This is a genomic window from Azotobacter beijerinckii, from assembly GCF_900110885.1.
Classification (GTDB): domain Bacteria; phylum Pseudomonadota; class Gammaproteobacteria; order Pseudomonadales; family Pseudomonadaceae; genus Azotobacter; species Azotobacter beijerinckii.
This window is the reverse complement of the sequence record NZ_FOFJ01000005.1, coordinates 138,459-161,795: the sequence shown is the minus strand read 5'-3', so window position 1 is coordinate 161,795 and position 23,337 is coordinate 138,459. Positions and strand designations below refer to the sequence as shown.

Annotated in this window: 21 protein-coding genes; 10 read left to right on the top strand and 11 right to left on the bottom strand. The window is 68.8% G+C overall.

Annotated features, from left to right (window positions below):
* Nucleotides 1–9: 9 nt before the first annotated feature.
* The 4 genes from BMY22_RS04480 to BMY22_RS04465 form a co-directional block, all read right to left on the bottom strand.
* Nucleotides 10–318, bottom strand: coding sequence for a YceK/YidQ family lipoprotein (locus BMY22_RS04480; protein WP_090619896.1), 309 nt, complete (start codon nucleotides 316–318; stop codon nucleotides 10–12).
* Nucleotides 296–928 (bottom strand): flavin prenyltransferase UbiX, encoded by a 633-nt coding sequence (gene ubiX / locus BMY22_RS04475; RefSeq protein WP_090619894.1) that lies wholly within the window; start codon nucleotides 926–928, stop codon nucleotides 296–298. The genes BMY22_RS04480 and ubiX overlap by 23 nt, the downstream gene beginning before the upstream one ends.
* A gap of 2 nt (nucleotides 929–930) precedes the next feature.
* Entirely contained in the window at nucleotides 931–2,283 is a 1,353-nt protein-coding gene (mpl, locus tag BMY22_RS04470) for a UDP-N-acetylmuramate:L-alanyl-gamma-D-glutamyl-meso-diaminopimelate ligase (RefSeq protein ID WP_090619893.1), read from the bottom strand.
* Between the two features lie 93 nt (nucleotides 2,284–2,376).
* The gene (locus BMY22_RS04465) at nucleotides 2,377–4,290 is read right to left on the bottom strand and encodes a sigma-54-dependent Fis family transcriptional regulator (protein WP_208599227.1); all 1,914 of its coding nucleotides are present in this window, start codon (nucleotides 4,288–4,290) and stop codon (nucleotides 2,377–2,379) included.
* Between the two features lie 311 nt (nucleotides 4,291–4,601).
* On the opposite strand from BMY22_RS04465, the gene exaC reads away from it, so the two are divergent.
* From exaC to ppa, 5 genes are all read left to right on the top strand, one after another.
* On the top strand, nucleotides 4,602–6,122 hold the full coding sequence (gene exaC / locus BMY22_RS04455) for an acetaldehyde dehydrogenase ExaC (protein ID WP_090619888.1): 1,521 nt from the start codon (nucleotides 4,602–4,604) through the stop codon (nucleotides 6,120–6,122).
* A gap of 209 nt (nucleotides 6,123–6,331) precedes the next feature.
* Nucleotides 6,332–7,480, top strand: coding sequence for an L-threonine dehydrogenase (yiaY, locus tag BMY22_RS04450; protein WP_090619887.1), 1,149 nt, complete (start codon nucleotides 6,332–6,334; stop codon nucleotides 7,478–7,480).
* 203 nt (nucleotides 7,481–7,683) lie between these two features.
* Nucleotides 7,684–8,712: an alcohol dehydrogenase AdhP gene (gene adhP / locus BMY22_RS04445; RefSeq protein WP_090619885.1), complete on the top strand. Its 1,029-nt coding sequence runs from the start codon at nucleotides 7,684–7,686 to the stop codon at nucleotides 8,710–8,712.
* Nucleotides 8,713–8,817: 105 nt separating this feature from the next.
* A complete protein-coding gene (locus BMY22_RS04440; protein ID WP_090619884.1) occupies nucleotides 8,818–9,648 on the top strand; it encodes a M90 family metallopeptidase in 831 nt (276 codons plus the stop codon).
* 76 nt (nucleotides 9,649–9,724) lie between these two features.
* Nucleotides 9,725–10,252, top strand: a complete 528-nt coding sequence (gene ppa, locus BMY22_RS04435; RefSeq protein WP_090619882.1) for an inorganic diphosphatase — start codon at nucleotides 9,725–9,727, stop codon at nucleotides 10,250–10,252.
* Between the two features lie 548 nt (nucleotides 10,253–10,800).
* On the opposite strand, the gene BMY22_RS04425 is transcribed toward ppa, so the two are convergent.
* The 7 genes from BMY22_RS04425 to BMY22_RS04395 form a co-directional block, all read right to left on the bottom strand.
* Complete coding sequence (locus tag BMY22_RS04425) at nucleotides 10,801–11,070, bottom strand: hypothetical protein (RefSeq protein ID WP_090619881.1); 270 nt, start codon at nucleotides 11,068–11,070, stop codon at nucleotides 10,801–10,803.
* Between the two features lie 527 nt (nucleotides 11,071–11,597).
* Nucleotides 11,598–11,795, bottom strand: coding sequence for a carbon monoxide dehydrogenase (locus tag BMY22_RS04420; RefSeq protein ID WP_244158795.1), 198 nt, complete (start codon nucleotides 11,793–11,795; stop codon nucleotides 11,598–11,600).
* A 14-nt stretch (nucleotides 11,796–11,809) separates the two neighbouring features.
* Complete coding sequence (locus tag BMY22_RS04415; protein ID WP_090619879.1) at nucleotides 11,810–12,610, bottom strand: ATP-binding protein; 801 nt, start codon at nucleotides 12,608–12,610, stop codon at nucleotides 11,810–11,812.
* Entirely contained in the window at nucleotides 12,601–13,833 is a 1,233-nt protein-coding gene (locus BMY22_RS04410; protein ID WP_090619877.1) for an NAD(P)/FAD-dependent oxidoreductase, read from the bottom strand. The genes BMY22_RS04415 and BMY22_RS04410 overlap by 10 nt, the downstream gene beginning before the upstream one ends.
* A gap of 10 nt (nucleotides 13,834–13,843) precedes the next feature.
* The gene (gene cooS / locus BMY22_RS04405; protein ID WP_090619876.1) at nucleotides 13,844–15,742 is read right to left on the bottom strand and encodes an anaerobic carbon-monoxide dehydrogenase catalytic subunit; all 1,899 of its coding nucleotides are present in this window, start codon (nucleotides 15,740–15,742) and stop codon (nucleotides 13,844–13,846) included.
* Between the two features lies 1 nt (nucleotide 15,743).
* On the bottom strand, nucleotides 15,744–16,304 hold the full coding sequence (locus tag BMY22_RS04400; protein ID WP_090619874.1) for a 4Fe-4S dicluster domain-containing protein: 561 nt from the start codon (nucleotides 16,302–16,304) through the stop codon (nucleotides 15,744–15,746).
* Nucleotides 16,305–16,450: 146 nt separating this feature from the next.
* A complete protein-coding gene (locus tag BMY22_RS04395; RefSeq protein WP_090619873.1) occupies nucleotides 16,451–17,014 on the bottom strand; it encodes a HupE/UreJ family protein in 564 nt (187 codons plus the stop codon).
* A gap of 334 nt (nucleotides 17,015–17,348) precedes the next feature.
* On the opposite strand from BMY22_RS04395, the gene BMY22_RS04390 reads away from it, so the two are divergent.
* The 5 genes from BMY22_RS04390 (at nucleotide 17,349) to dxs (ending at nucleotide 23,316) form a co-directional block, all read left to right on the top strand.
* The gene (locus BMY22_RS04390) at nucleotides 17,349–17,669 is read left to right on the top strand and encodes a hypothetical protein (RefSeq protein WP_090619871.1); all 321 of its coding nucleotides are present in this window, start codon (nucleotides 17,349–17,351) and stop codon (nucleotides 17,667–17,669) included.
* Nucleotides 17,663–20,068, top strand: coding sequence for a putative bifunctional diguanylate cyclase/phosphodiesterase (locus BMY22_RS04385; RefSeq protein ID WP_090619870.1), 2,406 nt, complete (start codon nucleotides 17,663–17,665; stop codon nucleotides 20,066–20,068). Before BMY22_RS04390 ends, BMY22_RS04385 begins: the two co-directional genes overlap by 7 nt.
* Before the next feature lie 116 nt (nucleotides 20,069–20,184).
* Entirely contained in the window at nucleotides 20,185–20,427 is a 243-nt protein-coding gene (locus tag BMY22_RS04380; protein WP_090619868.1) for an exodeoxyribonuclease VII small subunit, read from the top strand.
* Nucleotides 20,424–21,311, top strand: coding sequence for a (2E,6E)-farnesyl diphosphate synthase (gene ispA, locus BMY22_RS04375; RefSeq protein WP_090619867.1), 888 nt, complete (start codon nucleotides 20,424–20,426; stop codon nucleotides 21,309–21,311). The genes BMY22_RS04380 and ispA overlap by 4 nt, the downstream gene beginning before the upstream one ends.
* A gap of 118 nt (nucleotides 21,312–21,429) precedes the next feature.
* Nucleotides 21,430–23,316, top strand: coding sequence for a 1-deoxy-D-xylulose-5-phosphate synthase (dxs, locus tag BMY22_RS04370; protein ID WP_090619865.1), 1,887 nt, complete (start codon nucleotides 21,430–21,432; stop codon nucleotides 23,314–23,316).
* Nucleotides 23,317–23,337 lie beyond the last annotated feature (21 nt).

Sequence of the window (23,337 nt, the reverse complement as noted above, 5' to 3'; positions counted from 1 at the left end):
AGGGCTCTCTCAGAGGCCGCCGGACACGCTCAGCCCCAGCCCCAGTTCGGCCGCCAGGGTGAAGGGCAGGAACAGGGTATCCAGCAGCGCGCTGGCGGGCAGGTCCAGGGCCGGATAGCGGGGCGGCTCGGCGCCGAAGCGATCCAGCGGGCAGCAGCCGCCGTGGAGGGCGTACCAGTCCAGGCGGGTGCCGGAGTAGATCAGCGGGGCGCCGGGCTTACCGGCGTTCAGGGTGCCCAGGCTGGCACAGCCGGCCAGCGAGAGCGTGCCCAGCAGGATCAGGCCGCGGCGCGCCTCATGCCTCGCCGCTCGCCACATGGTGCTCTCCCCAGCGCGGCAGCATGTCCTGGGGAATGTCCAGCAGATTGAGGATGCGCGCCACCACGAAGTCGACCAGGTCGTCCAGACTCTGCGGCTGGTGGTAGAAGCCCGGCGAAGCCGGCAGGATGATCGCGCCGAGGTTCGACAGCTTGAGCATGTGCTCCAGGTGGATGCTCGAGTACGGCGCCTCGCGCGGCACCAAGATCAGTTGGCGGCGCTCCTTCAGCGCCACGTCGGCGGCGCGCTCGATCAGGTTGTTGCAGGCACCCGTGGCGATCGCCGACAGGCTGCCGGTGGAACAGGGCACCACCACCATGGCGTTCGGCGCACTGGAGCCGGAGGCTGGCGGCGCCAGCCAGTCCTCCTGGCCGAACACGCGGATCTGCTCCGGCGCGGCGCCGGTGTATTCGCTGAGGAAGGCCTGCATCGCCTGCGGCTTGGCCGGCAGGGTGACGTCGGTCTCGGTGGCGATCACCAGCTGCGCGGCCTTGGAGATCAGGAAGTGCACCTCGCGCTCTTCCTGCACCAGGCAGTCGAGCAGGCGCAGGCCGTACTGGGCGCCGGAGGCGCCGGTCATCGCCAGGGTGATGCGTTGCGGTCCGGCCATGCTCAGCGCTCCAGGGCCTTGGCCAGCTTGCCGTGCAGGCCGCCGAAACCGCCGTTGCTCATGATCACCACCTGGGTGCCGGGCGCCGCCTGGCTCGCCACCCGCGCGATGATCGCCTCCAGCGAGTCGCAGACCACCGCCGGCACCGGGCAGGCGGCGGCGGTGGCGGCCAGGTCCCAGCCGAGGTTCGGCGGCGCGTACCAGACCACCTGGTCGGCCTGGGCCACCGCGTCGGGCAGGCCGTCGCGGTGGGCGCCGAGCTTCATGGAGTTGGAGCGCGGCTCGATCACCGCGATGATCGGTGCCTCGCCGACCCGCTTGCGCAGGCCGTCGAGGGTGGTGGCGATGGCCGTCGGGTGGTGGGCGAAGTCGTCGTAGATCGTGATGCCGTTCACCTCGGCGACCTTCTCCATGCGCCGCTTGACGCTCAGGAACGAGCCCAGCGCGGCGATCCCCTGTTCCGCCAGCACGCCCACGTGGCGCGCCGCGGCCAGCGCGGCCAGCGCGTTGGCGACGTTGTGCCGCCCCGTCAGCGCCCAGCCCACCACGCCCTGCGCCGCGCCCTCGAAGAGCACCTCGAAGCGCGAGCCGTCCTCGGCCAGCAGGCGCGCCTGCCACTGGCCGCCCTCGCCGGTGGTCTGCACCGGGGTCCAGCAGCCCATGGCGAGCACCCGCTCGATGGCCTGCTCGGTGGTCGGATGGACGATCAGCCCCTGGCCGGGAATGGTCCGCACCAGATGGTGGAACTGCCGCTCGATGGCCGCGAGGTCCGGGAAGATGTCCGCGTGGTCGAATTCCAGGTTGTTGAGGATCGCGGTCCGCGGGCGGTAGTGGACGAACTTCGAGCGCTTGTCGAAGAAGGCGCTGTCGTACTCGTCGGCCTCGACCACGAAGAACGGCGTGCCGCCCAGGCGCGCCGAGACGCCGAAGTTCTGCGGCACCCCGCCGATCAGGAAGCCCGGGCTCATCCCGGCCTGCTCCAGCACCCAGGCGAGCATGCTGGTCGTGGTGGTCTTGCCGTGGGTGCCGGCCACCGCCAGCACCCAGCGGCCCTGCAGCACGTGGTCGGCCAGCCACTGCGGGCCGGAAACATAGGGCAGGCCCTGGTTCAGCACATGCTCCACCGCCGGGTTGCCGCGCGACAGGGCGTTGCCGATCACCACCAGATCCGGCGCGGGCTGCAGGTGCTCGGCGGAATAGCCCTGCAGCAGCTCGATGCCCTGGGCCTCGAGCTGGGTGCTCATGGGCGGGTAGACGTTGGCGTCGGAGCCGGTGACCCGGTGGCCGAGTTCCTTGGCGAGCACGGCCAGCGAGCCCATGAAGGTGCCGCAGATGCCGAGAATGTGGATGTGCATGAATGAGTCCTGGCCGGTGGAAAGCTATCGCGGCAGGTTAGCACAGCGCCCGGCGGCGCCGCAGGCGGCCGGGCGCGGCGGCAGGACACCGTCTCAGTCGGTTTCGCGGCGGATGCCGTGGCGCTGCAGCTTGCGGTAGAGGGTGTTGCGGCTGATGCCGAGCTGCGTGGCGGTACGGCTCACGTGCCAGTGGTGCGCCTCGAGGGTGGCCAGCAGGGCGTCGCGCTCGGCCTGCTCGAGCAGGCCGGCGGCCTCCTCCCGCACCTGGGGTACCGGCAGCGCCGGCGCCTGGCGCAGCTCCGCCGGCAGCTCGGCCTGGCGGATCAGGCCGTCCTCGCAGAGCGCCACCTGGGCGCGCAGCACGCTGCGTAGCTGGCGCACGTTGCCCGGCCAGGCATAGGCGAGCAACGCCTGGCGCGCCGCCGGTTCGAGGCGGATCGCCTCGCCGCGGGCCTCGCGCTCGAGCAGGTGGTCGATCAGTTCGCCCTTGTCGGTCCGCTCGCGCAGCGGCGGCAGGATCACCGCCAGGCCGTCCAGGCGGTAGAAGAGGTCCTCGCGGAACAGTCCGGCGGCGACCCGCTCGCGCAGGTCGCGGTGGGTGGCGCTGATCACCCGCACGTCCACCGGCTCCGGCTCGCCGCCGATCGGCACCACCTGGCGCTCGTCGAGCACGCGCAGCAGGCGGGTCTGCAGCGTCAGCGGCATGTCGCCGATCTCGTCGAGGAACAGGGTGCCGCCGTCGGCCTGCTGCAGCTTGCCGCGCATGCCCTCCTTGCGCGCGCCGGTGAAGCTGCCGCCGCGGTAGCCGAACAGTTCGCTCTCGATCAGGTTCTCCGGGATCGCCGCACAGTTCAGCGCGACGAACGGCCGTTCGGCACGCTTGCCGGCCTGGTGCACGGCCTTGGCGAAGGCCTCCTTGCCGGAGCCGGTCTCGCCGTGCAGCAACAGCGGCACGTCGCGCTCGACCACCCGCAGCGCGCGGCGAAAGGCCTGCTGCAGAGCGGCATCGCCCAGGCAGATGCTCGCCGGCACCGCGGGCGCCGCGGCATCCGCCACCGGCACCGCGCTCACCGGCCGGCGCGGCCGCCCGCGCAGCAGGGCGAAGAGCATCCGGCCGTCCTGGGTGCGCAGCGGCCAGCTGGCGCTCGGCTGTTCGCTGGCCAGCGCCAGCAGATCGTCCAGGCGGCTGGCGAAGAGCGCCTCGACCGACTGGCCGAGCAGCTCGCGGCGGCTGCCGCCGAGCAGGTTGATGGCGGTCTGGTTGACCGCCAGCACCCGCCCCTCGCCGTCGAAGGCCAGCAGCCCCTCGCTGAACAGCCCGACGTATTCGGCCTGCAGATGGAAGCGCAGCAGCCACTCGCCCTCGAAGCGGCGCAGGAAATAGCAGCTCTCGATCACCTTGGCCGAGAGGTTGACCAACGCCATGGTGTGGAACTGGCTCTGCCGCGACACGTTGCCCTGCAGCGAGGACACGTCGAGCACCGCGAGCAGCTCGCCGTGCGGATCGAACACCGGACTGGCCGAGCAGGTCAGCCCGGTGTGGCAGCTGCGGAAGTGCTCCTCCTGCTGGATGGTCAGCGGCTGGCGCTCGACCAGGCAGGTGCCGATGCCGTTGGTCCCCTCGCAGGCCTCGCTCCAGTCGGCGCCCAGCCACAGCCCGGCGTGCTCGAAGGTCGACTGCTCGGCGGCGGCGCTGACGCGGTTGAGGATCACGCCGCGGGCGTCGGTCAGCAGCACCGCGTGAGCGCTGCCGGCCAGTTGCAGGTGAAGGCTGTTCATCTCGCCGCTGGCGATCTCCAGCACCTGCTGCAGGCGTTCGCGGCGCTGCAGCATATGGGCGTGCTCCAGCACGCTGGGCGTCAGCGGCAGCGACGGGTCCAGCTGATGCTGCTCCAGGCAGCGCAGCCAGGAACGGGCAATGGAGGGATCGTTGGCCGGCCCGATGGCCCTTCCCTCGGCCAGGGTCCGTACCTGCTGGGCGTGGCGCAGCATTCGGTTCGCTTGCATTGTCATTGTTGTCTCCGCGGTGATCGGCGGGCAGCTCCCGTAGTGACCGCACAGCATCGTCCAGTGCCGGTGGCTTTGCAATGCCGCCGTCCCTCGCCCCGGGGGGACACTGTCAAGTGTGCGGGACAAACTGTCACACCCCTGTCCCAGCCCCGCCACAGGAATCCCCGGCGAACACCTGCCAAACCGCGGCAAATCCGCGCAGGCACTGGGCTTCCGGCACCTTGGCCCACCCCTTGCAACTCCCTCTAGCAGATGTGCACTTGCGCACCCCCACAAAACCAAGAATCACAAGAACCAGGAGAATCCCCATGCGATACGCCCATCCCGGTAGTGAAGGCGCCATCGTTTCCTTCAAGGTCCGTTACGGCAACTATATCGGCGGGCAGTTCGTGCCCCCGGTGAAGGGTCAGTACTTCACCAACAGCTCGCCGGTCACCGGCGAGGAATTCGCCGAATTCCCCCGCTCCACCGCCGAGGACATCGAGAAGGCCCTGGATGCGGCCCATGCCGCCGCCGGCGCCTGGGGCCGCACGTCGGTACAGGAGCGCGCCGCCGTCCTGCTGAAGATCGCCGACCGCATCGAGCAGAACCTGGAAGTGCTGGCCGTCACCGAAACCTGGGACAACGGCAAGCCGGTGCGCGAGACCCTCAACGCCGACGTGCCGCTGTCCGCCGACCACTTCCGCTACTACGCCGGCTGCATCCGCGCCCAGGAAGGCAGCGCCGGCGAGATCAACGAGAACACCGTCGCCTACCACTTCCACGAGCCGCTGGGCGTGGTCGGCCAGATCATCCCGTGGAACTTCCCGCTGCTGATGGCCGCCTGGAAGCTCGCTCCGGCCCTGGCCGCCGGCAACTGCATCGTGCTCAAGCCCGCCGAGCAGACCCCGCTGTCGATCACCGTGCTGCTCGAACTGATCGGCGACCTGCTGCCGCCGGGCGTGCTGAACGTCGTCCACGGCTTCGGCCGCGAGGCCGGCGAGGCGCTGGCGACCAGCAAGCGCATCGCCAAGATCGCCTTCACCGGCTCCACCCCGGTGGGCGCGCACATCCTCAAGTGCGCCGCCGAAAACATCATCCCGAGCACCGTCGAGCTGGGCGGCAAGTCGCCGAACATCTTCTTCGAGGACATCATGCAGGCCGAGCCGGCCTTCATCGAGAAGGCCGCCGAAGGCCTGGTGCTGGCCTTCTTCAACCAGGGCGAAGTGTGCACCTGCCCGTCGCGCGCGCTGATCCAGGAATCCATCTACGACGACTTCATGAAAGTCGTGATGAAGAAGGTCAGCCAGATCAAGCGCGGCCACCCGCTGGACACCGAGACCATGGTCGGCGCCCAGGCCTCCGGCCAGCAGTTCGAGAAGATCCTCTCCTACCTGGAGATCGCCCGCAGCGAGGGCGCCGAAGTACTGACCGGCGGCGCCGCCGAGAAGCTCGAGGGCAGCCTGGCCAGCGGCTACTACATCCAGCCGACCCTGCTCAAGGGCCACAACAAGATGCGCGTGTTCCAGGAGGAGATCTTCGGCCCGGTGGTCGGCGTCACCACCTTCAAGACCGAGGCCGAGGCCCTGGCGATTGCCAACGACACCGAATTCGGCCTGGGCGCCGGCGTCTGGACCCGCGACATCAACCGCGCCTACCGCATGGGCCGCGGAATCCAGGCCGGCCGCGTATGGACCAACTGCTACCACCTGTACCCGGCGCACGCCGCCTTCGGTGGCTACAAGAAGTCCGGCGTCGGCCGCGAAACCCACAAGATGATGCTCGACCACTACCAGCAGACCAAGAACCTGCTGGTCAGCTACGACATCAATCCGCTGGGCTTTTTCTGATGCACCCCCGGCTCCTGCGCCAGGAGCCGGGGTTCAAGCGAGACGGTCAGGGCGAACCCTCGCCCGAATCACGGTAAAGCCTGGCCGACGGACGTGCCTTCCCGCCGGTGCCCGCGTGCGCGACCCGCGCGGGTGCCGGGAAGGTCCACCGCAGCCACCAGGTGTGCAAGGTCGCCTAAAAACAAGATAACAACAGAGAGGAAATCCCCATGAGCAGCACCTTCTTCATCCCTGCAGTGAACATGATGGGCATCGGCAGCCTCGACGAGGCCATGGGCGCGATCAAGAACCACGGCTTTCGCAAGGCGCTGATCGTCACCGACGCCGGCCTGGCGAAAGCCGGCGTGGCCGACCGGGTTTCCCAGTTGCTGGCCCAGCAGGACATCGAATCGGTCCTCTACGACGGCGCCAAGCCCAACCCCACTGTCAGCAACGTCGAGAACGGCCTGACCCTGCTCAAGAGCAGCGCCTGCGACTTCGTCATCTCCCTGGGCGGCGGCTCGCCCCACGACTGCGCCAAGGGCATCGCCCTGTGCGCCGCCAACGGCGGGCACATCAGCGAGTACGAGGGCGTCGACCGCTCGGCCCGCCCGCAGCTGCCGCTGGTCGCCATCAACACCACCGCCGGCACCGCCAGCGAGATGACCCGCTTCTGCATCATCACCGACGAGGCCCGCCACGTGAAAATGGCCATCGTCGACCGCAACGTCACCCCGCTGCTCTCGGTCAACGACCCCTCGCTGATGGCCGCCATGCCCAAGGGCCTGACCGCCGCCACCGGCATGGACGCCCTGACCCACGCCGTCGAGGCCTACGTCTCCACCGCCGCCACGCCGATCACCGACGCCTGCGCCCTGAAGGCCGTCGAGCTGATCTCCGCCAACCTGCGCAACGCGGTGGCCAACGGCAGCGACATGACCGCCCGCGAGAACATGGCCTACGCCCAGTTCCTCGCCGGCATGGCCTTCAACAACGCCTCGCTGGGCTACGTGCACGCCATGGCGCACCAGCTGGGCGGCTTCTACGACCTGCCGCACGGGGTCTGCAACGCCGTCCTGCTGCCGCACGTGGAAAGCTTCAACGCCAGCGTCTGCCCGGAGCGTCTGCGCGACGTCGCCAAGTCCATGGGCGTCAACGTCCAGGGCATGAGCGCCGAGCAGGGCGCCCAGGCCGCCCTCGCGGCGATCCGCACCCTGTCCAAGGACATCGGCATCCCGGGCGGCCTCGGCGAGCTGGGTGCCAAGGCCGACGACATCCCGGTCCTCGCCGCCAACGCCCTGAAGGACGCCTGCGGCCTGACCAACCCACGCCCGGCCGACCAGCAGCAGATCGAAGAGATCTTCCGCAGCGCCTTCTAAGGCGGCGGATCGCCCGGGCCGGCCGCCCCGCTTCGGACGGCCCGGGCCAACCCCCACGCGCGCTCCCTGCCACGGTCTCCCCTCCCGCGGCGGGGAGCGCTCGTTTCGCCCGCCGCCTGCAGTCCGTCCCCCCGTCCTGGCGAGTCGGCCGAATCCGGCTTTACTGAACGGTCCCACCCGCCTCATCCGATGAGGGATAGATCATGGCCAAGACGATGAAAGCGGCCGTCGTCCATGCGTTCGGCAAACCGCTGGAGATCCGCGAAGTGCCGGTGCCCAGCCCCGGCCCCGGCCAACTGCTGGTGAAGATCGCCGCCTGCGGCGTCTGCCACACCGACCTGCACGCCGCCGAGGGCGACTGGCCGGTCAAGCCCAAGCCCCCCTTCATCCCCGGCCACGAAGGCGTCGGCCAGGTGGTCGCCGTGGGCGCCGGCGTCACCCACATCAAGGAAGGCGACCGGGTCGGCGTGCCCTGGCTGCACTCCGCCTGCGGCCACTGCGAGCACTGCCTGGGCGGCTGGGAAACCCTCTGCCACGCCCAGAGCAACACCGGCTACTCGGTGAACGGCGGCTTCGCCGAATACAGCCTGGCCGACGCCGAATACGTCGGCCGCCTGCCGGACAACGTCGGCTTCGTCGAGATCGCTCCCATCCTCTGCGCCGGGGTGACCGTCTACAAGGGCCTGAAGATGACCGCCACCCGCCCCGGCCAGTGGGCGGCGATCTCCGGGGTCGGCGGCCTCGGCCACATGGCCGTGCAGTACGCCCGGGCCATGGGCCTGAACGTCGCCGCCGTGGATGTAGACGACACCAAGCTGGAGCTTGCCCGCCGGCTCGGCGCCAGCCTCACCGTCAATGCCCGCCAGCAGGACCCGGCGGCCTTCCTGCAGAAGGAAATCGGCGGTGTGCACGGGGTGCTGGTCACCGCCGTCTCGTCGAAGGCCTTCGAGCAGGCCCTCGGCATGACCCGCCGCGGCGGCACCGTGGTCCTCAACGGCCTGCCGCCGGGCGAGTTCAGCCTGTCGATCTTCGACATGGTGCTCAACGGCACCACGGTGCGCGGCTCCATCGTCGGCACCCGCCTGGACCTGCAGGAAGCGCTGGACTTCGCCGGCCAGGGCAAGGTCCGGGCGACGGTCGCCAGCGAGCCCCTGGAAAACATCAACGACATCTTCACCCGCATGCACGAGGGGCGGATCGAGGGACGCATCGTGCTCGACCTCGCGGGCTGAGCCACCGGCCTGCGCCCACCCCGGCGCAGGCCTTTCCCGCCCCACGCTTGCCCCCCGGCCGCGCCGCCCTTAAGGTGAACCCTCCGTGCTCTGGAGCCTTTGCCGATGTGGTCACTGCGCGCCTGGCGCCGCCGGCGCATCCTCGCCCGCCTGGCGGTCGATCCCCAACTCTGGCGCGAGGTGCTGGGCAGCCTGCCGATTCTCGACGGCCTGAGCGCCGAGGAAACCGAACGGCTGCGCGAGCGCTGCGTGCTCTTCCTGCACGCCAAGCGGCTCACCGCGCTGCCCGGCGTCGAACTGGACGGCTTTGCCCGTCTACGCCTGGCCGCCCAGGCCGAGCTGCCGCTGCTCAACCTGCCGGAGTTCGACTGGTACCGGGGCTTCCACGAACTGGTGCTGTATCCCGACGACTTCCTCAGCCCGCAGAAGCACCGCGACGCCGCCGGGGTGGTCCACGAGTGGGACGCCGAGCGCAGCGGCGAAGCCTGGCACCAGGGGCCGGTGATCCTCGCCTGGCCGGGCGTCGCGGCCAGCGGCGAGTGGGACGGCTACAACCTGGCGATCCACGAGCTGGCGCACAAGCTGGACATGCTCAACGGCGAGGCCGACGGCCTGCCGCCGCTGCACGCCGACATGCGCGTGCAGGACTGGGCCGCCGCCCTGCAGGCCGCCTACGACGACCTCGACGCCCGCCTGGAGACCGACCCCGACGCCGAGACGCCGATCGACCCCTACGCCGCCGAGGACCCGGCGGAGTTCTTCGCGGTGACCAGCGAGTACTTCTTCAGCGCCCCCGACCTGCTCGTCGAGGCCTACCCGGCGGTCTACGACCAATTGGCGGCCTTCTACCGGCAGGACCCGCTGGCACGATTGCGCCGCCTGCAGGTCGAAGATCCCCAGTACCGTGCGGCGGCCCAGCCAGCGACCAAGAGCTGAGCCGGCCGTCATGGCAAGCGCACGGGAATCTACCTATAATCCCCGCCACTTTTTGGCCTTCCCTGAGAGTCAGTCCATGAGCTACAGCAAGATCCCCGCGGGCAAAGACCTGCCGAACGACATCTACGTCGCGATCGAGATCCCGGCCAACCACGCGCCGATCAAGTACGAGATCGACAAGGACAGCGACTGCCTGTTCGTCGACCGCTTCATGGCCACCCCGATGTTCTACCCGGCCAACTACGGCTACATCCCCAACACCCTGGCCGACGACGGCGACCCGCTGGACGTGCTGGTAGTGACCCCCTACCCCGTCGCCCCCGGCTCGGTCATCCGCGCCCGCCCGGTCGGCGTGCTGCACATGACCGACGAAGGCGGCGGCGACGCCAAGCTGATCGCCGTACCGCACGACAAGCTGACCGTCCTCTACCAGGACATCAAGGAATACACCGACCTGCCGGCACTGCTGCTGGAGCAGATCAAGCACTTCTTCGAGAACTACAAGGACCTCGAGAAGGGCAAGTGGGTGAAAGTCGAGGGCTGGGGCAACGCCGAAGCGGCGCGCGCCGAGATTCTCAAGGCGGTCGCGGCTTACCAGAAGTAAGCCAAGCCCCTCCGAAGAAGCCGGCCGCGAGCCGGCTTTTTTCATTCTGAACGCCGCGTGAAAGGGATTGAACGACCGGGCGGAGAGTTCGCACCAACTACCCCGGGTACGCGAGAAAGTAATGCAGTAATGCGCTGCTTCAAATCGGCGCGCCAGTTGCCACGATTTGCTTCGGTCCACCCTCAGGTCGCCAACCTGTTCATGCACTACAGCTACCGAACGAACGCACAAGAGAAACGAGAGGCACGCACCCAAGCCTTCACGGCTTGGGAAGGGGTGATGTGCGCTCCGATGCCTGGACGTCTCGCCGCATGAGTTCTTCCATACTCGCGCGGCGCACTTTCGGTCGTGCCGTACATCGACAACGTGACAGTGCTATTCGCCCTCGCCGACGAGTTGTTCGGTTATCTGATCAAGACCGGAATCGTAGACTGCCAGCGAACTCTCGAATTACGCCAGAACGGCATCCCCTATCGCCTTGCTCGCCCCGATCTATTGTCGGGGGAGTTCACGCAAAGAGCTTGAAAAGAACTTTAAATGGCCGGATCTTAAACAGCCACGTCCACAGCCACCGAATGACTCACTCCGGTGACTTCAATGCCAACCGACGTAGCGGCGTCTGGAGAGCAGGTATCGACGGCGACGTCGACCGACACGCTGGAGCATTGAGAGTCGGTGTCGACGGCGAGGTCGACCGACGTGCCGGAGTGGGTATCGACGGCAAGGTCGACCGATGTGCTGGAGCCTTTAGGACCGACATCGATGCCGAGGTTGATACTTTTGTCACTGACGATGTTTTGAAGGATCTGGCTAAGCATTTCCACACTCTCCCTAGAATTTATTCGCGGTGAATAATCTTTCCACTAAGTACGTGAAGAAAAATAATCCGATATTTTCTCGATGCATGCCCGCGCAAGCCCATGAATCACGTGGGCTTGCGCGGCCAAGGGCAACGAGAATCCAGAAAAATTTCCTTTTCAGTACTTACTAACAGCCTACTGCCGCTGCAGTAGACCGAAAGTCTAGCCAGAGCGCTCTTGCTTGTGGCAAAGATACTTGTAGCGAATTTGAGAGTTAGTTTCCCAACAGCCTGATTCCGTGTGAACGCACTATTGCAAACACCGCAGCGAGGCCATGGTCGTTCTGGGTCATGGCAAGAGCTTACCGAAGCAAGCGGGCAGGAGCCGTCTTATATCCGGCCTGCGGGCCGGGCGCTCGCTGCCAACCGGCGAAGTCGTCCATCCCGCGAGGGCTGCCCGCGTTGCCAGCGGCGCGTACTCGAGTTGCCGGCCGGATGCCGGCTTGGCGAGCAGCCCTGCTCCCATAGGATTGGGCGAGGTGCCCGTCACTGGGTCGTGTCGCTCCGATGGGAGTGGGAATGGTGGTGAACGGCTCCCGGCCCATGGGGCGCCAGATGGAAATGGACATGGGTGTGCACCGTGCCGTCGGCATGGATGTGCTCATGCTCGTGCTCGAAGGCCTGTCCCGGCGCGACATGGACATGGCCGCTGGACGCGGTTCCGCAATTGCAGTTCTCGCACATGCTCGTTTGCTCCTCTAGGCAGGTTCGCCGGCTCGGGCCAGGCGCTCGATGGCTTCGGCAATCGAGGCGACTTCCCGGGCCAGCTCGGGCGACAGTTCGTACAGCGGCGCGCCGGAGCGGTCGGCGGCCATCGCCGCCGGCGACATCTCCAGGCAGCCGGCCAGCGGCAAGCTGCCAGCCGCGCTCTGAAAGAACGCCCGGTCATCGGGGCCGCCCGCCTTGTTGCCGACCAGCAGTAGTTTCTCGATGCCGATGTCCCGGGCCAGCACCTGCACCTGCCGGACGGTACGCATGCTGCGGTTGGTCGGCTCGGCCACCGCCAGCATGACGTCGACGGCCTCGGCGGTGCCGCGGCCGAGGTGTTCGACGCCCGCGTACAGATCGAGCAGGATCACCTCGTCGCGCTCCAGCAGCACGTGCCGGACCAGCTGCTTGAGCAGGGTGCTGGCCGGGCAGATGCAGCCCGAGCCGCCCTGCTGCACGGCGCCGAGCAGCAGCAGGCGGATGTTGCCGAGGCTCGCCGAGAAGCGCTCGGGGATGTCGGAGACCCGCGGGTTGAGCTTGAACATCCCGCCGCTGCCGCCGCGCGGATCGCTGCCGGTGCGTTCGGCGATCAGCTCGGCCATTTCGGAGATCGGCAGCAGATCGAGCAGCGCCGACTCGGAGAAGCCCAGCGCCGGCCCCAGGCAGGGCGAGGGGTCGGCGTCGATGGCCAGGACCCGGCGGCCCTGTTTGGCGTAGTGGTGAGCGAGCAGGCCGGTCAGGGTCGTCTTGCCGACCCCGCCCTTGCCGCTGATGGCGATTTTCAGGCCCATTTGACTGCCCTCAGGGGTTCCAGGGTGTGGATGTAACCGAAGCCGGGATGCGCCAGATGCGTCCCGAAGCGCTCGACGGCGGTGCCTTTCTTCATCATCTCGTGCAGCACGCCGGTGCCGTTGATCTCGCCGATCAGCTGGCCGCCGGCCAGCCGCCCCTCCTTGAGCAGGACCTTGCGCACCGCGCCGCGGCCGTCCTGCCAGCGCAGGCAGCTATCGCCCGTCTGTACCCCGAACGAGGCGATCGGCAGGTCGAAGACCCGCACCACGTTGACCGCTTCCAGCCCGGGATGGCGTCTGACAACTCCCAGCATGTTCCACGCGGCGATCCGGCCGGTGGAGACCGCGTTCGGCCAGTTGGGCACGATCCGGTGCTTTTCCGGCGCGTCCGGGCGCTCGATGACGTCGCCGGCGGCGAACACGCCTTCGACGCTGGTGCGCATCCGCTTATCGACCAGAATGCCCCGATTGGCGGCAATGCCGCTGCCCTCGAGGATCGACAGGTCGGCGTGTACCCCGGCGGCGCAGATCACCAGCTCGCAGGGGATTTCGACGCCGCCGGCCAGCACGGCGCGCACGCCGTCGGCGCCTTCGAGAATCCGTTCGGCGCCGCAGCCGGTACGGACCTGCACGCCGTGCTCGACCAGCCGCCGCTCGACGAGGGCGGCCATTTCGCCGTCCAGCATCGCCGGCAGCACCTGCTCCCGGGCTTCCAGCAGGGTCACCTCGAGCCCCCGGCGGACCAGCGCCTGCACGGCTTCCAGGCCGATGAAGCCGGAACCGATCACTACCGCGCGCCGGGCGATTCCGATCCGCTCCAGAATGGCCTCGGCATCGCCCAGGGTTTTCAGCTCGAACACCCCGCGGGTGCCGGCGAGGCCGGGCACCGGCGGGACGAACGCCCGGGAGCCGGAGGCGATCAGCAGCCGGTCGTAGGCGACGGCCTCGCCTTCCGCCCAGACCTGCCGGGCCTGCGGCTCGATCCGCGTCACCGGGCGAGCGTAGCGGATATCGATCCCGGTTCTGGCATAGAAGTCCCGGTCGCGCAGAAAGAGATGCGCTTTCGGGACGCTGCCCTCCACATACTCCGCCAGAGGACAGGGGGAATAGAAAGGCACGCTCTCCCGGGAGAGCATGACGATCTCGCAGTCCCGGTCCTGCTGGCGGAGGGTTTCGGCGGCAGAAACCGCCGCCGGACCGTTGCCGATGATGACGATCTTCATCCCGCCTCCCTCAGATCCCGAGCGCCGCGCGTTTCTCGGCGATATGCGCGACCATCCAGTCGGCGGCGCCCTTGGGTTCCAGCTCCACCCGCACCACGGCGCCGGTCAGCTCCTGCAGGTCCTCGGTGAGCAGCTTGGTGACCATCGGGCCGCCGAGGATGCGCGGCGCCGGGGCGATATGGCAGGACACCCCGAGCGCCAGGAAGGAGCCGCCGATGGACACGGCCTTCTCCTGCACCAGCTCCGGCGCCGAACCCACCGCGGGCAGCTGGCCGACCTTGACGCCGAGGCGCTCGGCCAGCGCCACCATCAGGTCGACGATGCGCGAGTTGTCGACGCAGGCGCCCATGTGCCAGACCGGCGGCAGCGGGCCGTCGAGGCCGGCGGCCTTGCCCAGCACCTCGAGCACCGCCTTGAGGCCGTCGCCGCAGTAGCGGTAGGTCGCCTCGCTGGTCATCAGGCCGTCCTGGGCGCAGATGTGCGCGGTGCAGCCGGTGGTCAGCACCAGCACGTTCTGGCGCAGCAAGTGCTTGACCATCTCCTCGGTCATGGCGTTGTCGCGGAACTTGATGCTCGAACAGCCGACCACCCCGACGAAGCCGAAGAGGTTGCCGTTGGCGACGTTGTCGATCACCGGCTTGAGCGGGTCCTCGGCATCCAGTTTGGACAGCAGGTCGATGATCGCTTCCACCGACAGGCCGGCCACCGCGGTGCTCTTGTGCTGGGGAATGTCCACCGGCTTGCCGCGCCGGCGGCGGAAGGCCTCGATGGCCGCCTGGACGATCTCGCGGGCGCTCTCGTCGGCGTGGTGCGGCTCGAACGGGATGTGCCGGGCGTCGGGGATGCGGACCATGGCGTCGGTGGTGATGAAGGCGGTGTCGAAGCACTTGGCGACCTGCGCCAGCTGCGGCCAGATGCACTGGATGTCGACCACCATGGCATCGACCGCGCCGGTGGCGAGGATCAGCTCGGTCTGCGAGTTGTGCGCGGCCAGCTTGACGCCGTGGCGCATGCTCAGCTCGTTGCCGGTGCAGCACACGCCGACCACGTTGATCCGCTCGGCGCCGGCGGCGAGGGCTTCGCCCTCCAGCTTCTCGGCCCATTCGAGGATCTTTTCCGAGAGCACCGGGTTGTGGCCGTGGGCGGCGAGGTTGACGCTGTTCTCCTCCAGCACGCCGACGGCGGCCTCGGTCACCGCGATCTCCGGCACGCCGAAGAGGATGTCCTGCAGGTCGACGCACAGGGTCAGGCCGGTCCAGCCGTCGATCAGGCTCATCTTCAGCACCCGCAGCATCAGCGAGACCGGGTCGGCGTCGTTGCCCATCGAGGTGGCGTGCATCGCCGTCTCGATCTCGTTGTGCGGGTTGGAGTACATCAGCCCCAGATCGCTCCACAGCGCCTGCTCCGCGGCCGGCGCGCGCTTGCTGAGCCAGTTGTTCGGCAGTTCGTCCTGGCGGCCGAAATCCTCCAGGGCGATGTTCACCAGATCGCGGCAGATGTCGTTGACCTCGCGGCCTTCGGTCGGCACGCCGAAGGTCTTGGCCAGCGCCATCACCTTGGACACGCCCTTGATCTGGTAGGGGGCCTTGCCGTTCAGCGCGTCGCGCAGGGTCAAGAGCACGTGGCGGGCGTGGCCGACGTGGGAGGCGGTGCCGCCCACGGTGTCGCGCAGCAGGTTGCGGGCGACCATGGCGTCGGGGCTCAGGCCGCACACGCCGGTTTTCGGGCCGTTGCCGAAGGGGTCGATGCGGCACGGACCCATGTAGCAGATGCGGCAGCAGGTGCCCAGCTCGCCGAAGCCGCACTGCGGGCTCATCACCTCCAGGCGGTCGCGGGCGGTGGCGAAGCCTTTGTCGTGGGCGACCTTGAGCAGGGCCGTCTCGATGACGGGAAGAATGGTGTTGTCCATGTCAATGGGTTCTCTTCAAGGATCGCAGGATGTCCATGCCGTTGGGGGTTGCGCTCTCGCCGCCGCAGACGGCCGCCTTGGCCGTCGCCTGGCGGCGCTGCGCCGCGAATTCTTCCGGCGTGAGGTAGAGCAGAGTGTCGGTCGGGCAGGCCGCCACGCAGGCCGGCGCCTCGCCCCTGGCGGTGCGCTCGGGGCAGCCGTCGCACTTCACGGCCTTCTTGCCGACCGGATCGGCGGTCACCCCGCCGAACGGGCAGACGACCACGCACATCCAGCAGCCGATGCACTTGTCGTGGTCGGAAAACACCTTGTCGGTGCCGCCGTCGCGCTGCATCGCGCCGGTCGGGCAGGCGGTGATGCAGGCGGCATCGGCGCAGTGCTGGCAGCGCGACGGGTAGTTGTAGGCGCCGACGCCTTCCACGCTGATCCGCCGCTGCGGGGGCGGCGTCTCGAGGATGGCGCCGGCCAGGGTTTTCGACCGGGAATGTTCGACCGCGCAGGCGATTTCGCAGGATTTGCAGGCGACGCACTTCTCGACCACGGTAAAGATGGTTCTGGACATCGGCTTCACTCCTGCGCCCCGAGGCGCGCCAGTCTTGCCTGCGCCGGCCATATCCGGTCGTGACAGTGAACTCTCAACGTAAACCTCCTTTTCTGCGGCGGCGGTTTTCCCGCCGCCGCACTCGATAGCGTTTTTCAGGAATCCCCTCAGATCATCATCAGCGCGCCGCTGGCCGCGATGACCGCGCCGATGCCGCGGGCCAGCAGAGGCAGACGCCGCTGGACGGCCGTGGCGAGCAGGCCGCCGCCCAGGTGCAGCGTCAGGCTGGCGCCGAGGAAGCCGCCGGCGAAGGCGACCAGGCTGCCGCGGGCCTCGACGCCGTGGGCGTAGCCGTGAAACAGCGCGAAGGTACCGGCCAGGGCCAGCGAGACGGCAGCCGGCAGACGTGCGGCGCAGGCGATGAGCAGTCCCAGCAGCAGCACCGAGAGGGCCATGCCGGTTTCCACCCGCGGCAGAGCGACGCCGCCCGTGCCCAGCAGGAAGCCGCCCAGCAGGGCGGCAAGGAAAGCGCCCGGCACGGCGAACTTCAGGGCACGCGGCTGCAACGCCGCCCAGATGCCGACGGCCAGCATCGCCAGCAGGTGATCCGCACCGCCGAAGGGGTGCACCAGGCCGGCGAGCAGGCCGCTCTCGCCATGGCCGGGGTGGGCGAAGGCGGCTCCGGGCAGAAGGCCCAGGGCCAGCAGGGGCAGGTAATCGCGTGTTCTCATGTCGGTGGCTCCTGAATGCCGGTCGATGGATTTCGTCATGGCGCGAGCGCCAGCCTGACCGTCGACACCCCGAAACGGGAGACGCGCCTTGCCAGGCCGGGCTGAACTGGCGGAAACGGTATCGAAGCCGGAGCGGCCCTGTCTGTCGGCTAGACGACACCCACGGCCGGATCGACAGGCGGCCAGGAGAGACGGGAGCGCGCCGTGCGGATCCCGACAACTTTCGCCCCTTCTTGCCGGCCGTTTATTGAATCGAGGCAACTTTTTAAAGCGCCGCGATTCCCGCTGCCATGCACTTTCGCTAACGTGTCGTTTCCCTGGTTGGAGTGACAGGATGCGCATCCTCCTGTTGGCGCTGATACCCCTGGGCCTGCTGGCCTGCAAGATGGAGCCGGCCGGCGTGCGGGTGGTCGACCGCCAGCGCGTCGTCGCCGGACGGCGCGAGCACCTGAAAGCGCCGAGGTACGAGGCCCTGCAGGACACCCTTGCCGGGCTGGTGCCGGGCGATCCCGCCCTCAACCGGCAGATGCGGGAGGACGGCCGCCTGCTGCGCGGCAGCGAACGACTCGATCGCTACAAGGTCGAACACCGTCTGCCGCCTCGACCGGCCAGACCACAGGAACTGCTCGCCAGCTGCGGGGACTACGGATGCTGACCCACCTCTCCCGGCTGTCCCTGCGCACATCCCTGCCGCTGCTGCTCGGCCTCTTCGCACTGCTCTTCACCCTGCTGCAGACCACCCTGTACCTGCCGCGCAGCATCGACAAGGAACTGCATGCCTGGCGCAGCCACACCAACCAGCTCCTCGTACTGCTGCAGAGCACCCTGAGCGACCACCTGCGCCACGGCCGCCAGGCGGAACTGGAAACCGCGCTGGCCGATTTCGCCAGCCTGCAGGGTATCCGCTGGGCCATGGTCGCCGATCCGCAACTGCAGGTGCTGGCGACCACCCGCCTGGGCCTTGCCCCCCGGCAGCTCGGCATCACCGCCGAGCAGGTGCAGGCGCAACTGGCCAGCGGACATCCCACCTGGCTGGAGCGCGCCGGGCAGCACTATCTGGCCATCCTCCCGCTCGACCAGGCGCAGGCGCGCCAGCCCAGCGGCGAGAGCGGCGAGGCGCTGCTGGTCGACCTCGACCTCAGCCCGCTGCTCAGCCGGACCCACCTCGACGCCTGGCTCTACCTCGGCCAGGTCCTGGCGCTGCTGCTGCTGCTCGGACTGCTCCTCAACCACCTCTACCACCACCTGATCGTCCGCCGCCTGGCGCACATCGACCGGGCCACCCGGCGCTTCGCCGCCGACCAGCAGCCGCAGTCGGCGGCGGTCGACGGCCACGACGAGATCGGCCAGTTGGCCGAGACCGTCAGCCAGATGATGGGCCAGCTGCACGAACGCCGGCAGGCCCTGCGGGACAGCGCGCAGCTGATGCGCGAGCTGTTCGACAGCTCGCCGGTCGGCATGCTGGTGCTCGACGGCAAGCTGCGGACGCAGCAGGTCAACCCGGCGGCGGCGGCGCTGTTCGGCTGCGCCCCGGAGGATCTGCTGGGCAGGCGCCCGCGGGAGCGCCCGCTCAAAGGCGATGCGCTGAAGCGTCTGCTGCGCGCGCCGGCCAATACCCCGGTGGAACTGAGCGGCCTGTACCGGGGCCGGGAGCTGCCGCTGGAGGTCACTTGGACCCCCTTCACCCGCGACGGCGCCCGGCACTACCTGCTCCTGCTGCGCGACATCGGCGAACGCCTGCAGGCCGAGCAGCGCCTGCGCTTTCTCGCCCATTTCGACCCACTGACCCACCTGGCCAACCGCCACGGCCTGATCCAGCACCTGGAACGGCTGCTCGCCGCCAACGCTCCGCTGAGCCTGCTGTTTCTCGACATCGACCACTTCAAACGGATCAACAACACCCTCGGCCACGAGGTCGGCGATCGCCTGCTGGTGGAGATCGCCCGGCGCCTGACCCGATTGGCCCCCAAGCAGGTCTTGGTGGCGCGCTTCGGCGGCGACGAATTTCTCCTGCTGCTGGAGGAGCGCAGCGCGGGGCAGGCCCGGAAGCTGGCCGAAACCCTGCTGCACGGCTTCAAGGCCCCCTTGCAGATCGGCCAGTACGAATGCTTCGTCACCCCCAGCATCGGCATCGCCGGCTTCGATGGCCAGGGTAGCGCTACCGAACTGCTCAAGCAGGCCGATCTGGCGCTCCACGCAGCCAAGGATGCCGGCCGCAACCGCCTGGCCGTCTACAGCCACCCGCTCGGCGAGGCCGCCGAGCACCGCCTGCAGCTGGAGCAGGAGCTGCGCCACGCCCTGGACCAGCGGGAATTCGTCCTCCACTACCAGGCCCAGGTCGACGAGCAGGGCCGCCCCCAGGTCATGGAGGCCCTGCTGCGCTGGAACTCGCCGCGTCGCGGGCTGGTGCTGCCGGGCGAATTCATCCCGGTGCTGGAAGAAACCGGGATGATCATCGAGACCACCCGCTGGGTGTTCCGCGAAGCCTGTCGCCAGGCCCGCCGCTGGGCCGAGCAGGGCCACCCCCTGCGCATCGCGGTCAACCTGTCGCCGCTGGACTTCCGCCAAGCCGACCTGGCCGGCAGCCTGCTGGGTATCCTCGCGGAGGAACAGCTCCCGCCCGGACTGCTCGAGCTGGAAATCACCGAAAGCGCCCTGCTCGATGCCGGCCAGGAAGTCCAACGGGCCTTGGCCCGCCTCAAGGCCGCCGGCCTGCCGCTGCTGCTGGACGACTTCGGCACCGGCTATGCCTCGCTGACCTACCTGCAGCAGTTCCCCTTCGACGGCATCAAGATCGACCGCCAGTTCGTCGCCGGCCTGCCGGAAAGCGAGCATTCGGTGGCCCTGGTGCGCGGCATCCTGACCATGGCCAGGCACCTCGGCCTGCACGTGGTGGCCGAAGGGGTGAGCAACGAGCGCCAGGCTGCCTTCCTGCGCCGCAACGGCTGTCCCAGCCTGCAGGGCTACTACTATTGCCGCCCGCAAACGGCCGCCGCCATCGAGCGCGGCTGGAGCCAGGACGCACCGCGCAGCCTGCTGCCGCAGGACCACTGAAACGGCCGGCCATTCGCCCGGCGGCCCTGCACCGGCTTTAGCGTTTGCCGCCCTGCCCCGGCTCTGCTAGTGTCGCGGCGATTTTTAGAAGTACCGCCGACACAGGTTCCCCCTCCATGGCCCGCAAGAAAGCCGCCGTCGATTTCGAAAGCTCCCTCGCCGAACTGCAGCAGTTGGTCGAGCGCCTGGAGGGCGGCGACCTGTCGCTGGAGGACTCCCTGACCTGCTTCGAGCAGGGCATCCGCCTGACCCGCGACTGCCAGGCAGCGCTGAGCCAGGCCGAGCAGAAGGTGCAGATCCTCCTGGCGCGCGGCGGCACCCTTGAGCACGTCCCCTTCGACGCGGATTCCCAAGCATGATCGCAACCTATCAGAAGCAGTGCCAGGCGCGCGTCGACGCCGCCCTGGAAAACCTCCTGCAAGCCCCGCGCGACGAACTGCAGCGGCTCTACCGGGCGATGCGCTACAGCGTCGTCAACGGCGGCAAGCGGGTCCGCCCGCTGTTGGTCTACGCCGCCTGCGAAGCCCTCGGCGGCACGCCGGAGCGGGCCGAAGGCGCCGCCTGCGCGGTGGAGCTGATCCACGCCTACTCGCTGGTCCACGACGACCTCCCGGCGATGGACGACGACGACCTCCGCCGCGGCCAGCCGACCACCCACAAGGCCTTCGACGAAGCCTGCGCGATCCTCGCCGGCGACGGCCTGCAGGCGCTGGCCTTCGAGGTGCTCGCCGATGCCCGGCGCAATCCCCAGGATGCCGAGCTGCGCTTGGAGATGTCCCGCACCCTGGCCTGGGCCGCCGGTCCCGCCGGCATGGTCGGCGGCCAGGCCATCGATCTCGAGGCGGTCGGCCGCCAGCTCGACCAGAAGGCCCTGGAAACCATGCACCGGCACAAGACCGGCGCGCTGATCGAGGCCAGCGTGCGCCTCGGCGCCCTGGCCAGCGGCCGGGCCGACGAAGGCAGCTTGGCCGCGCTCGCCGCCTATGCCCGGGCCATCGGCCTGGCCTTCCAGGTGCAGGACGACATCCTCGACGTGGAAAGCGACACCGCGACCCTCGGCAAGACCCAAGGCAAGGACCAGGCCAACGACAAGCCGACCTACCCGGCGCTGCTCGGCCTCGACGCGGCCAAGGCCTATGCCCTGGCCCTGCGCGACCAGGCCCTCGCCGCCCTCGAACCCTTCGACGCCGGCGCCGAACCGCTGCGCGCCCTGGCCCGCTACATCGTCGAGCGGCGCCATTGAGCGCGCCCCGGCGCTCCCTGCTACCATCGAACGAGCCTGATCGCTGCCGACGAATATCTAGACGTCGCCGCGATCGGGTAGAATGCCGCCTCTTTTTACCTCCCGCATAACGATCACGATGCCCAAGACTTTCCACGAGATTCCCCGCGTGCGCCCCGCCACTCCCCTGTTGGACCGCGCCGCGACGCCCGACCGGCTGCGCCAGCTCGGCGAGGCGGAGCTGGAAGTGCTGGCCAACGAACTGCGCCAGGATCTGCTCTATACGGTCGGCCAGACCGGCGGGCACTTCGGGGCCGGGCTCGGCGTGATCGAGCTGACCATCGCCCTGCACTACGTCTTCAATACCCCCGAAGACCGTCTGGTGTGGGACGTCGGCCACCAGGCCTACCCCCACAAGATCCTCACCGGACGCCGCGAACGCATGCTCAGCCTGCGCCATAAGAACGGCATCGCCGCCTTCCCGCGCCGCTCGGAAAGCCCCTACGACACCTTCGGCGTCGGCCACTCCAGCACCTCCATCGGCGCGGCGCTGGGCATGGCCATCGCCGCGCGGATGAAGGGCGAGCGGCGCAAGTGCATCGCGGTGATCGGCGACGGCGCGCTGACCGCCGGGATGGCCTTCGAGGCGCTCAACCATGCATCCGAAGTCAGCGCCGACATGCTGGTGGTGCTCAACGACAACGACATGTCGATCTCCAACAACGTCGGCGGGCTCTCCAACTACCTGGCCAAGATCCTTTCCAGCCGCACCTACGCGAGCATGCGCGAGGGCAGCAAGAACATCCTCTCGCGCATCCCCGGCGCCTGGGAAATCGCCCGGCGCACCGAGGAGCACGCCAAGGGCATGCTGGTGCCCGGCACCCTGTTCGAGGAGCTCGGCTGGAACTACATCGGCCCGATCGACGGCCACGACCTGCCGATCCTGCTCGCCACCCTGCGCAAGATGCGCGACCTCAAGGGCCCGCAGTTCCTCCACGTGGTGACCAAGAAGGGCAAGGGCTTCGCCCCGGCCGAAGCCGACCCCATCGGCTACCACGCGATCACCAAGCTGGAGCCGGAAGGCAGCGAGCCGAAGAAGCCCAAGGGGCCCAAGTACTCCAGCGTCTTCGGTCGCTGGCTGTGCGACATGGCCGCCGCCGACCCGCGGCTGGCCGGGATCACCCCGGCGATGAAGGAAGGCTCGGATCTGGTGGACTTCAGCCGGCGCTTCCCGGAGCGCTACTTCGACGTCGCCATCGCCGAGCAGCACGCCGTGACCCTCGCCGCCGGCATGGCCTGCGACGGTGCCAAGCCGGTGGTGGCGATCTACTCGACCTTCCTGCAGCGCGCCTACGACCAGCTGATCCATGACGTCGCGGTGCAGAACCTCGACGTGCTGTTCGCCATCGACCGCGCCGGCCTGGTCGGCGAGGACGGCCCGACCCACGCCGGCAGCTTCGACCTCTCCTACCTGCGCTGCATCCCCGGCATGCTGGTGATGACCCCCAGCGACGAGAACGAGCTGCGCCGGATGCTCACCACCGGCTACCTGTTCGACGGCCCCGCGGCGGTGCGCTACCCGCGCGGCAGCGGCCCGAACGCGCCCCTCGAGCCGGGCCTGGAGCCGCTGCCGATCGGCCGGGGCGTGCTGCGCCGCCAGGGCCGCAAGGTGGCGCTGCTGGTGTTCGGCGTACAACTGGCCGAGGCGCTCCAGGTGGCCGAGACGCTGGACGCCACGGTGGCCGACATGCGCTTCGTCAAGCCGCTGGACGACGCCCTGGTGCGCGAACTGGCCGCCGGCCACGAGCTCCTGGTGACCGTCGAGGAGAACAGCATCATGGGCGGCGCCGGCAGCGCGGTGGCGGAATTCCTCGCCGCCGAGAACATCGTCAAGCCGATCCTCCACCTGGGCCTGCCGGACTACTACGTGGAGCACGCCAAGCCTGCGGAAATGCTCGCCGAATGCGGCCTCGATGCCGCCGGCATCGAGGCGGCGGTGCGCCAGCGCCTGACGCTGCTGGACTGAACGGGCCGGACAGGGACGTCG

What these genes read in the sequence shown, in the direction of transcription:
- BMY22_RS04480 (WP_090619896.1), bottom strand. Translation starts at nt 318, where the DNA reads ATGTGGCGAGCGGCGAGGCATGAGGCGCGCCGCGGCCTGATCCTGCTG.
- ubiX (WP_090619894.1), bottom strand. Translation starts at nt 928, where the DNA reads ATGGCCGGACCGCAACGCATCACCCTGGCGATGACCGGCGCCTCCGGC.
- mpl (WP_090619893.1), bottom strand. Translation starts at nt 2,283, where the DNA reads ATGCACATCCACATTCTCGGCATCTGCGGCACCTTCATGGGCTCGCTG.
- BMY22_RS04465 (WP_208599227.1), bottom strand. Translation starts at nt 4,290, where the DNA reads ATGCAAGCGAACCGAATGCTGCGCCACGCCCAGCAGGTACGGACCCTG.
- exaC (WP_090619888.1), top strand. Translation starts at nt 4,602, where the DNA reads ATGCGATACGCCCATCCCGGTAGTGAAGGCGCCATCGTTTCCTTCAAG.
- yiaY (WP_090619887.1), top strand. Translation starts at nt 6,332, where the DNA reads ATGAGCAGCACCTTCTTCATCCCTGCAGTGAACATGATGGGCATCGGC.
- adhP (WP_090619885.1), top strand. Translation starts at nt 7,684, where the DNA reads ATGGCCAAGACGATGAAAGCGGCCGTCGTCCATGCGTTCGGCAAACCG.
- BMY22_RS04440 (WP_090619884.1), top strand. Translation starts at nt 8,818, where the DNA reads ATGTGGTCACTGCGCGCCTGGCGCCGCCGGCGCATCCTCGCCCGCCTG.
- ppa (WP_090619882.1), top strand. Translation starts at nt 9,725, where the DNA reads ATGAGCTACAGCAAGATCCCCGCGGGCAAAGACCTGCCGAACGACATC.
- BMY22_RS04425 (WP_090619881.1), bottom strand. Translation starts at nt 11,070, where the DNA reads ATGCTTAGCCAGATCCTTCAAAACATCGTCAGTGACAAAAGTATCAAC.
- BMY22_RS04420 (WP_244158795.1), bottom strand. Translation starts at nt 11,795, where the DNA reads ATGTGCGAGAACTGCAATTGCGGAACCGCGTCCAGCGGCCATGTCCAT.
- BMY22_RS04415 (WP_090619879.1), bottom strand. Translation starts at nt 12,610, where the DNA reads ATGGGCCTGAAAATCGCCATCAGCGGCAAGGGCGGGGTCGGCAAGACG.
- BMY22_RS04410 (WP_090619877.1), bottom strand. Translation starts at nt 13,833, where the DNA reads ATGAAGATCGTCATCATCGGCAACGGTCCGGCGGCGGTTTCTGCCGCC.
- cooS (WP_090619876.1), bottom strand. Translation starts at nt 15,742, where the DNA reads ATGGACAACACCATTCTTCCCGTCATCGAGACGGCCCTGCTCAAGGTC.
- BMY22_RS04400 (WP_090619874.1), bottom strand. Translation starts at nt 16,304, where the DNA reads ATGTCCAGAACCATCTTTACCGTGGTCGAGAAGTGCGTCGCCTGCAAA.
- BMY22_RS04395 (WP_090619873.1), bottom strand. Translation starts at nt 17,014, where the DNA reads ATGAGAACACGCGATTACCTGCCCCTGCTGGCCCTGGGCCTTCTGCCC.
- BMY22_RS04390 (WP_090619871.1), top strand. Translation starts at nt 17,349, where the DNA reads ATGCGCATCCTCCTGTTGGCGCTGATACCCCTGGGCCTGCTGGCCTGC.
- BMY22_RS04385 (WP_090619870.1), top strand. Translation starts at nt 17,663, where the DNA reads ATGCTGACCCACCTCTCCCGGCTGTCCCTGCGCACATCCCTGCCGCTG.
- BMY22_RS04380 (WP_090619868.1), top strand. Translation starts at nt 20,185, where the DNA reads ATGGCCCGCAAGAAAGCCGCCGTCGATTTCGAAAGCTCCCTCGCCGAA.
- ispA (WP_090619867.1), top strand. Translation starts at nt 20,424, where the DNA reads ATGATCGCAACCTATCAGAAGCAGTGCCAGGCGCGCGTCGACGCCGCC.
- dxs (WP_090619865.1), top strand. Translation starts at nt 21,430, where the DNA reads ATGCCCAAGACTTTCCACGAGATTCCCCGCGTGCGCCCCGCCACTCCC.